Below are 8,403 nucleotides of genomic sequence, written 5' to 3'. Positions count from 1 at the left end.
ATGGCCTGGGTGGCGCACGGCGCGCGTCCTGCGCGCCGCCCTTCGGGTCTCTATTTGCCTGTGGCGAGTTCGGGGCGGCGGGGGGAGCGAAGAGCAACAGCAATAGCAACGGCAACGGCAACGGCAACAACAAGATCAAAATGGATTCCGGCGTTCGCCGGAATGACGGCCTTGGGACTTAAGCGGCGTCGGAGCTTCGCAGCATCACCGAAACAACGTCTCTCGCCCCATCACTTCCCCGGCAACGGCAACGCCTTGAACTCCTTCACCGTGCGCAACACCAAACTGGAATTGATGTCCGCACCGCCCGCCTGATTGAGCAGACGATCGAGCAAAAAGCGCGAGAGATGCTCCAGATCGCGCACCACGATCTGCAGCAGATAGTCCATATCGCCGGTCAGCGCATAACAGGCCACCACCTCGTCCCAGGCCCCGACGAACTCGGCGAACGCCGCCACCGCCTCGCTGTCGTGGCGGCCCAGGCGCACCCGCACGAAGGCCTGCAGGCCCAGGCCCAGCCGCGCCGCGTCGACTTCGGCGCGGTAGCCGCGGATCACCCCCTCGCGCTCCAGCCGCTGCACCCGGCGCAGGCAGGCCGAGGCCGACAGGTGCACGCGCTCGGCCAGCTCGGCGTTGGTCAGACGGCCGTCGCGCTGCAGTTCGGCGAGCAGGACGATGTCGGTGCGGTCCAATTCGATGGTGGCCATTTTCGGCGGCTCCGGGGCAATTCACGCAAGGATGTTGCGCCAAACCGGGTTTCTGGCGCAACAACGCAAGCCTATTGCGCCGTAGCGCGGCTAAAGTCGTCTTGTCGGCCCGTTCCGGGCCAGCCAAGAGCGAGCCGGCCCGATCCGGGGCCGGCCAGGAGCGAGACGGTATGAACACCACCCCGCAGCGCGTCGAACATCAGCTCACCGACAAGGGCTACGTGCCGGTGTACACCACCGCCGTGGTCGAGCAGCCGTGGAGCGCGTATTCGGCCGACGACCACGCGGTGTGGGCGCAGTTGTTCGAACGCCAGCAAAAAGTGCTGGTGGGCCGCGCCAGCGACGAGTTCCTGCTCGCCCAGCGCGCCATGCACATGACGCCCGACCGCATCCCCAAGTTCGACGAGCTCAACCGCACCCTGCGCGCGCACACCGGCTGGGAGCTGATCGGGGTGGAAGGGCTGCTGCCGGAGCTGACCTTCTTCGATCACCTGGCCAACCGTCGCTTCCCGGTGACCTGGTGGATCCGCAAGCCCGAGCAGATCGACTACCTGTCCGAGCCGGACCTGTTCCACGACCTGTTCGGCCACGTGCCGTTGCTGATGAACCCGGTGTTCGCCGACTACATGCAGGCCTACGGCAAGGGCGGGGTGAAGGCGCACGGCATCGACCCCGACGCGCTGGTGCACCTGACCCGGCTGTACTGGTACACGGTGGAATTCGGCCTGATCAAGCAGGCCGACGGCCTGCGCATCTACGGCAGCGGCATCGTCTCGTCCAAGAGCGAGTCGATCTACAGCCTGGAGTCCGCCGCGCCCAACCGCATCGGCTTCGACCTGGAGCGGGTGATGCGCACGCGCTACCGCATCGACACCTTCCAGAAGACCTACTTCGTCATCGACAGCTTCGAGCAGTTGATGCGCGCGACCGAGCCGGATTTCACCCCGATCTACCAGCGCCTGGCGCAGCAGGATTCGGTCCCGGCCGGCGATGTGCTCGCGGATGATGCGGTGTTCACCCGCGGCACCGGCGAAGGTTGGCTGACCGACGGCGACGTCTGATCGCGTTGCCGCGTATCTGCCTGTAGGAGCGGCGCGAGCCGCGACAACGCCACCGCGCCCACGACGCAACTCCACCGGCCCGCGCCGTTCGTCCACCACGAACGGCGCGCCGCGGCGTCAGCGCTTCGCCGCGCTACACTCGCAGCCGATGAACGACGAAAACCAGAGCAATACCCCGCACATGGGTGCGGGCCACGCCGCCGCGGCGCAGACCGCCAGCGGCCTTCCTTACCGCCAGATCCGCGCCGTCTACGACGACGCCACGATCCGCGTCTACCAGGCCTTCAACGACCAGATCGCCGACGCCGCGCTCGCCGCCGGCCGCTTCGTCGCGCCGTTCTCGCGCTCGCGCATGACCTGGATCAAGCCTTCGTTCCGCTGGATGATGTATCGCGCCGGCTGGGGCTACAAAGACGACAACCAGCGCCGCATCCTCGCCATCGATATCCGCCGCGACGGCTTCGAATGGGCGCTGGCAAACAGCTGTCCCTCGCATCCAGATCCGGCGATGACGCCGCAGCAGTGGCAGCGGCATCGCGACGCCACGCCGGTGCGGATCCAGTGGGATCCCGAGCGCAGCCTGCGGCTGGGGCCGCTCGACCATCGCTCGATCCAGATCGGCTTGGGCGGCGAAGCGGTGCCGCGCTACATCGACGAATGGACGCAGCGGATCGAAGAGGTGACGCCGCTGGCGCATCGCGTGCACGGCTTGGTGCAGGCGGAGCGGCTGGACGAGGCGGCGGCGCTGTTGCCGATCGAGCGACCGTATCTGCCGCAGACCGAAGTCTGATCGCTGGCTTGCTGGAACCTCGATGCGGGAGGGCCTTCAGGTCCGACGCTTTTCGGTCCGGGCACAGCGACCTGAGCCGAAAGCGTCGGGCCTAAAGGCCCTCCCACAACACCCGCAGCGGCGGCTTGAAACGACGGCTGGGCCTGCAGGCCCAGCCGCCGGCGCTCAAAGCAGCGCCAGATCAAGCCATCGCCAGATCGACCTGCGGCGCGCGCCGCTGCCCGGCCAGGAACCGCGCCGCCCAACCGGCGAAGTAGCCGGCGCTGAAGCCCGACACCACCAGATCCCAGCCCAGCGCGCTGTCGTGCAGCTGCGGCGAGACCGCGGCCGCGACCTGCAGCGCGTAGTGGGCGCCGAAGATGCCCAGGTTGCGCAGCAGCGGCAGCGCGCTGCCGGGCTGGCGCACCAGGCGACGCTGGTGGTCGAAGGCCAGCGTCGCCGGGTTCAGCGACCACACGCCGAGCAGGCCGCCGATCGCCGCGCCGAGGAACCAGCGGCCGAGCGTTTCCAGCGGCGCGCCGGCGTGCCCGGCCAGCCCGATCAGGCCCCAGACGATGAACACCGCCGGCACCGCCCACACCCGCGCCAGCGACTGCACGCCGGTGCGCAGGCGGCGCAGGCCCAGGTAGAGCAGCACGGCGAAGATCGCGTAGACCCAGACGGGGGTGCCCTGGAGCAGGTGGGAGATCGGCATGGCGGTGGCCTCGGAGTCGGGAAGAGGGCGGGGCGGCGGCGCGGAATCGTTCCGGCGTGGCGCTCATGCTCCGCCGCGGCCGGCGCCGGCCGCAGTCCCGGCGGTCATCGATGCGGCCTGCCGGAAGTCATCGCGTGGGTCGGGCAGGGCGGACGCCGCCGCCAGGCGCGGCCTGCGCGAGGGCTCTACTTGGCCGGCGAGGACGGGATCGACGCGCGGGAAGAAGTTTTTGCTTTTTTTAGACGTTCGATTTGACGTATTGCGTCACTTTCCCCGTGCCCCGGATGACGCGGCTGGGCGCTTCCCGCCCAGCCGGGCGGAGCGGAATTTTTTATGATCTTGTTCACATTTCTTAACTTCAAATCACGTCGCGCTAACAATTCAATATGCGACTTAAATCACGTTGTGGCACGGATTGTGCGTGATCTGGCCGGAGCGCCGGATTCCCCGGCGCCGACTCCCTTCGGACACCTTCCATGCGCAAGCTTCCGACCGCTCTCCTGGCCGCCGCGTTGCTGGCCGGCCTGCCGCTGCTCGCCCAGGCCGAGTCGCAGTACACCACCGGTACCGCGTCGCCGATCACCGCCACCGCCCGCCTCGATTTCCAGATCACCGTGCCGAAGATCCTGTTCCTGCGCGTAGGCGCCGGCGCGGACTACACCAACACCGCCACGATCAACCAGATCTCGTTCGCCGTGCCCGCCGCCAACGTCGGCAACGGCGCCGCCGTCGCGGCCACCGCCGCCTCCGGCGACCTGGGCAACGGCGCGGTCACCGCCAAGCTGGTCGGCAACAACGGCACCATCACCCTGTCGTCCTCGACGGTCGGCGCGCTCGGCAACGGTTCGGGCGACAGCATTTCCTACAGCCAGATCCAGACCACCACCGCCACCAACACCACCGCCACCGCGCTCAACGCGCCGGCGCTGGCCGACGGCGCGGTGACCAGCACCACCGTCGCCCCGGGCGCCGGCAGCAAGGTCGTCAACCTCGACGCCAAGTGGACCTACGCCTACCTCAACGGCGCGGTGGTCGCGCCGGGCACCTACGGCGGCGTCAACGCCAACAACAGCCGCGTCACCTACACCGCGTCGATGCCGTAACCGACGCGTCGCGACGCAGCCCGCGCCCAGCGCGGGATCCCGGCGCCGCCGCCACCGCGGCGGCGCCTTCCCCGGAGACTCGTCATGACCGCAGCTTTGCGCGGCCTGTCCCTGTGTGCGTGCCTGGCGCTGGCCGCGTTCGCGCCGGCCGCCGATGCGTTCACCGCCAACTTGAATCCCGGCACGCGCGCGATCTACCTGCGCGTCGGCGACGGCGTCTACACCGGCAGCTACACCGGCAACGGCACGCCCGGCAACGGCGGCGGCATCGACGTGGTGTCGGTGACGGTGCCGGCCGCGGCGGTCGGCAACGGCGTCGATCAGGTCATGACCACCACCGCTTCTTCGGGCGTGAGCAATTACGACAGCTACGCGTTCTGCAACGTGCCGGCGCAGATCTACGTCGGCGGGTTCTACCGCCGCACCGGCAGCGGCGGCGCCGCCACGCTGACCGCGACCGTGCCCGCGGGGCTCACCAATGCCCAGGGCGAAACCATCGCCTTCTCGCAGATTGCCTGGACCAGCAGCGGCAACGGCGACACCGGCGCGCAGCCGATCCCGGCCGGCACCTTCCAGCCCGGCAATCAGGTGCTGGCCAGTTTCCCGATCAACACCTGGCGCGAGAGCTGCCACACCTTCCGCTACGCCAACGACGCCGTGGTCGGCGCCGGCACCTACACCGGCAGGGTGACCTACACCCTGAGCGCGCCGTGAGCCGCGGCCTGCGCGGCGCGGCCGCGTCGCTCCTGATCTGCGTCGCCGGCGCCGCTGGCGCTGCGACCCATCGCGTCGAAGACAGCGGCACCCAGGTGATGAACCCGAACGTGCAGATGCGCTGGGACGCGAGCGCCCCCGGCGCGCCGGGCCGCGGCCTCAGCGGCGCGCTCGACGTCGCCCTGCGCCTGGACGTGGCCGCCTGGCGCGGCCGCAGCGGCCGTCTCTACATGACTCTGCCGGCCTCGCCGTCCGGCCCGTTGCAGGTCAGCTGGACCACCCAGGGCGCGCTGCTGCCCGGGCGTTTGGTCGCCGGCGAGCGCGCGCTGATCTACGCCGGCCCGATCGCCCAGGACGTCCTGCGCGACCGCCTGCGCCTGACCGTGCAGGCCGACGCGCAACGCATGGAACGCGCCGAAACCGTGAATTTCTCCTTCGAAATCGACCTGGACGAACCCTGATGCGCCTTCCCACGCGCCCTCTCGCCGCGCTGTGCCTGCTCGCCGGCCTGCTGCCCGCGGCGGCCGCCGCGCAAGGTTTTTCCGCGCTGGTCTCGCCGCCGCGCTTCGAAGACCGCACCCGCCCGGGCGAGGTCTACCGCAACGTGGTGGAGATCACCAACGTCTCCGCGCGCGCGGCGCGCTACACGCTCAAGACCGCCGACTGGAGCATCGACGGCAACGGCGCGGTCGCCTTCGACACCGCGCTGGCGCCGGGCAGCTGCCGGCCGTGGGTGGGGCTGGAGGCCGCGCAGATCGACGTCGCCGGCAACGGCAAGCGCCGCTACCGCTTCGAAGTGGCGGTGCCGAAGGACGCGCCGGCCGGCGAATGCCGCTTCGCGATCCTGCTGGAAGGCGAGCCCGAATCGGTCGGCGGCGCGCTCGCGCTGCCGGTGGCCGGGCGCATCGGCATCATCGTCTACCTCGCCGTCGGCGACGCGGCGGCGAAGCTGCGGCTGCTCGACACCGGCACCGCACAGGTCGACGGCAAGCGCGTGCCGGTGCTGCGCGTGCGCAACGAAGGCAATGCCCACACCCGGCTGGAAGGGTTGGTCGATGCGGTCGACGCCGGCGGCCGCCGCTACGGCCTGCAGCCGTCGAGCCTGCCGATCCTGGCCGGCGAAACCCGCACCGTGACGCTGACGCCGCAAGGCGACAGCGCCGACGCCGCAGCGCCGACCCTGGCCTATCCGCTGCAGCTCAAGGGCGCGCTGGAATGGGACCGGCAGACGTTGCCGCTCGACCAGCGCCTGGCGCCGTGAGCCGCGCGCGGTGACCGCTCTCGCCCGTCCGCCGCTGCGCCACCGCCTCGCCGCAGCGCTGACGCTGATCCTGGCCGCGTGCGCCGGCACGGCGGCGGCGCAGGACGCGCCCGCATCCGACGACGAATACCGCGACCGCATCATCGCGCCGCAGGCGCTGGCGCCGCTGCCGCCGGACCCGGAAGACGACCGCGACGACAGCGGCCTGCCGCGCTCGCTGCGCATCGGCCTGGACTACGCCCGCAACGAACGCGGCGACGAGCGCTACGACGAACGCGGGCTCAGCCTCGGCGGCTATTGGGAAACCGCGAACTGGGGCAGCGTCTCGCTCGACGCCACCGCGCTGCGCCGCGGCGGCGACCGCCGCGACGGCGCGCGCGAATGGAGCGGCGCGGCCACGCTGTGGCAGCGCGGCGTGTACGTCGACGGCGGCTGGCGCGGCGACAACGGCCTGGGCGTGCTGGCCACGCCGGCGCCGGAGCTGCAGCGCAATCAATACCGCTTCTTCCTGCCGACCGTGGCGATGGCCGGCGCCAGCAGCCAGTGGAGCCGCGACGCCGACGGCCGCACGGTGTACGCCGCGTTCGGCCGCGCCGGCGTGTTCGACGGCACCCGCACGGTCGGCTTCGAACTCGGCGACGGCGAAGTCGCCGCGCTCGGCGCGCAGTGGCGGCCGGCGCCGAACTGGACCGCCTCGGCGGCGCTGCTGAGCAACGACGGCCGCATCGCCGCGGATTCGCGCGGGGTCGCGCTGACGCCGGGCGCGACCCAGGCCGGGCATTGGGCCGCGCGCTGGAGCTCGGGCGCCGACTCGGTCCAGTTCAACCTGCTCAACAGCCACAGCCGCGACGGCAACGCCAGCGGCGGCTGGATCGACGCCAGCGCGCGCCGCGGCCGCTTCCGCCACGACGCCGGCGTGTTCTCGCTCGACCCGGGCATGGCCTGGGGCGCGTTGCCGGTCAACCAGGACGCGCGCGGCGGCTATTACCGCCTGGGCTATCAATACGGGCGCTGGCTGTGGAACGCCGGCCTCGATGAAATCCGCTCCATCAGCGGCCGCGGCTTCGACGGCCGCTACGCCACCGCGTTCGCGCGCTATCAGGCCAGCACCCGCCTGGGTTACGGCGCCAGCGCCAGCCTGCGCCACGCCGACGGCGGCGGCGACGCGTATTCGGTGCAAGGCTTCGCCGACTACCGCAGCGACTGGGGCCAGACCCGCCTGCAGCTCGACCGCGCCGACGCCGGCGGCGGCGAGCGCAGCTGGCAGGCCAGCGTCGATCAGGCGCTGCCGCTGCCGGAAGGCCAGCACCTGTCGCTGTCGCTGGCCTATGCCGAACTCGGCCAGCGCGGGCTTGAGGCGACCCGCAGCGCCAGCGTGTCGCTGTACGGCGGCCTGCGCCTGGGCCAGCGCTGGAACCTCGACGGCAACGCGCGCTGGACCCGCGGCGACGGCCCGTCGGCGACCCGCGGCAGCGACATCAACCTCGGCCTCAGCGGCGCGCTGGCGCGCGGCTGGACGCTGAGCGCGGCGCTGTACCAAAGCCGCGGCTCGCAGCGCTCGCCGTTCCTGCTCGATCCCTTGGCCCTGGATTCGCCGTTCCAGCGCCTGCCGCGCGAACGCTCGGCCCTGCTGACCCTGCGCTACGACTGGCAGGCCGGCCGCCCGCAGGCGGTGCTCGGCGCCGCGCCGAACGCGGCCAGCGGCGACATCGCCGGCACGCTGTACCTGGACGAGAACGGCGACGGCGTGCGCGCCGCCTCCGAGCGCCCGGCCGCCAACGTCACCGTGGTGCTGGACGGCCGCTGGATCGCGCGCACCGACAGCAACGGCGCCTTCGCCTTCGCCCGCGTCGGCGTCGGCGAGCACCGCCTGCAAACCGTCGCCGACAACCTGCCACTGCCGTGGTCGCTGAGCGACGCGCCGACGACGGTGCGCGTGTCGGTGCGCGAAACCACCCGCATCGAAATCGGCGCGACCCGGCCGCGTTGATGCGGCCGTACCCGCCCCTACAAACCGGCCGCAGCCCCTGTAGGAGCGGCGCAAGCCGCGACCGCGAAACACGGCGTGCGGCG

General features: G+C 71.2%; 10 protein-coding genes and 1 pseudogene. 8 read left to right on the top strand and 3 right to left on the bottom strand.

Features of this window, described 5'->3' with window-relative positions; translation table 11 throughout:
* Nucleotides 1–182 (top strand): hypothetical protein (locus BLU84_RS27595; protein WP_211664584.1); only part of this gene is annotated, 182 nt, incomplete at its 5' end.
* Nucleotides 183–230: 48 nt separating this feature from the next.
* Here the strand turns inward: BLU84_RS27595 and BLU84_RS20285 are convergent.
* The gene (locus BLU84_RS20285) at nt 231–707 is read right to left on the bottom strand and encodes an Lrp/AsnC family transcriptional regulator (protein ID WP_074871385.1); all 477 of its coding nucleotides are present in this window, start codon (nt 705–707) and stop codon (nt 231–233) included.
* A 170-nt stretch (nt 708–877) separates the two neighbouring features.
* Here BLU84_RS20285 and phhA point away from each other — a divergent pair, with 170 nt between their 5' ends.
* Together phhA and BLU84_RS20275 are read left to right on the top strand one after the other, a co-directional pair.
* Entirely contained in the window at nt 878–1,768 is an 891-nt protein-coding gene (gene phhA / locus BLU84_RS20280) for a phenylalanine 4-monooxygenase (RefSeq protein ID WP_074871383.1), read from the top strand.
* Between the two features lie 181 nt (nt 1,769–1,949).
* A complete protein-coding gene (locus tag BLU84_RS20275) occupies nt 1,950–2,558 on the top strand; it encodes a DUF4291 domain-containing protein (RefSeq protein ID WP_074871462.1) in 609 nt (202 codons plus the stop codon).
* Nucleotides 2,559–2,593: 35 nt separating this feature from the next.
* Here BLU84_RS20275 and BLU84_RS28825 read toward each other — a convergent pair.
* Nucleotides 2,594–2,665 (bottom strand): annotated as a pseudogene (locus BLU84_RS28825) (DUF6053 domain-containing protein); the annotation flags it as partial.
* 74 nt (nt 2,666–2,739) lie between these two features.
* The gene (locus BLU84_RS20270) at nt 2,740–3,252 is read right to left on the bottom strand and encodes a DUF6622 family protein (protein ID WP_074871382.1); all 513 of its coding nucleotides are present in this window, start codon (nt 3,250–3,252) and stop codon (nt 2,740–2,742) included.
* A 476-nt stretch (nt 3,253–3,728) separates the two neighbouring features.
* On the opposite strand from BLU84_RS20270, the gene BLU84_RS20265 reads away from it, so the two are divergent.
* The 5 genes from BLU84_RS20265 to BLU84_RS20245 all read left to right on the top strand — a co-directional run bounded on the left by BLU84_RS20265 (nt 3,729) and on the right by BLU84_RS20245 (nt 8,320).
* Nucleotides 3,729–4,355 carry a hypothetical protein gene (locus BLU84_RS20265; protein WP_074871380.1) on the top strand — a complete coding sequence of 209 codons (627 nt, stop codon included), beginning with the start codon at nt 3,729–3,731 and terminating at the stop codon, nt 4,353–4,355.
* 84 nt (nt 4,356–4,439) lie between these two features.
* Nucleotides 4,440–5,069: a hypothetical protein gene (locus tag BLU84_RS20260; RefSeq protein WP_074871378.1), complete on the top strand. Its 630-nt coding sequence runs from the start codon at nt 4,440–4,442 to the stop codon at nt 5,067–5,069.
* Nucleotides 5,066–5,530 (top strand): hypothetical protein, encoded by a 465-nt coding sequence (locus BLU84_RS20255; protein ID WP_074871375.1) that lies wholly within the window; start codon nt 5,066–5,068, stop codon nt 5,528–5,530. Before BLU84_RS20260 ends, BLU84_RS20255 begins: the two co-directional genes overlap by 4 nt.
* The gene (locus BLU84_RS20250; protein WP_074871373.1) at nt 5,530–6,330 is read left to right on the top strand and encodes a hypothetical protein; all 801 of its coding nucleotides are present in this window, start codon (nt 5,530–5,532) and stop codon (nt 6,328–6,330) included. Before BLU84_RS20255 ends, BLU84_RS20250 begins: the two co-directional genes overlap by 1 nt.
* A gap of 10 nt (nt 6,331–6,340) precedes the next feature.
* Entirely contained in the window at nt 6,341–8,320 is a 1,980-nt protein-coding gene (locus BLU84_RS20245; RefSeq protein WP_074871371.1) for a carboxypeptidase-like regulatory domain-containing protein, read from the top strand.
* Nucleotides 8,321–8,403: the final 83 nt, after the last annotated feature.

Source organism: Lysobacter enzymogenes, assembly GCF_900106525.1.
GTDB lineage: Bacteria > Pseudomonadota > Gammaproteobacteria > Xanthomonadales > Xanthomonadaceae > Lysobacter > Lysobacter enzymogenes.
The sequence above is the reverse complement of the archived record's forward strand: the minus strand, read 5'-3'. Positions and strand labels throughout refer to the sequence as shown.

Excerpts from the sequence above, each read along its gene's own strand:
- BLU84_RS20285 (WP_074871385.1), bottom strand. The coding sequence starts at position 707 with ATGGCCACCATCGAATTGGACCGCACCGACATCGTCCTGCTCGCCGAA.
- BLU84_RS20265 (WP_074871380.1), top strand. The coding sequence starts at position 3,729 with ATGCGCAAGCTTCCGACCGCTCTCCTGGCCGCCGCGTTGCTGGCCGGC.
- BLU84_RS20260 (WP_074871378.1), top strand. The coding sequence starts at position 4,440 with ATGACCGCAGCTTTGCGCGGCCTGTCCCTGTGTGCGTGCCTGGCGCTG.
- BLU84_RS20270 (WP_074871382.1), bottom strand. The coding sequence starts at position 3,252 with ATGCCGATCTCCCACCTGCTCCAGGGCACCCCCGTCTGGGTCTACGCG.
- BLU84_RS20275 (WP_074871462.1), top strand. The coding sequence starts at position 1,950 with ATGGGTGCGGGCCACGCCGCCGCGGCGCAGACCGCCAGCGGCCTTCCT.
- phhA (WP_074871383.1), top strand. The coding sequence starts at position 878 with ATGAACACCACCCCGCAGCGCGTCGAACATCAGCTCACCGACAAGGGC.
- BLU84_RS20250 (WP_074871373.1), top strand. The coding sequence starts at position 5,530 with ATGCGCCTTCCCACGCGCCCTCTCGCCGCGCTGTGCCTGCTCGCCGGC.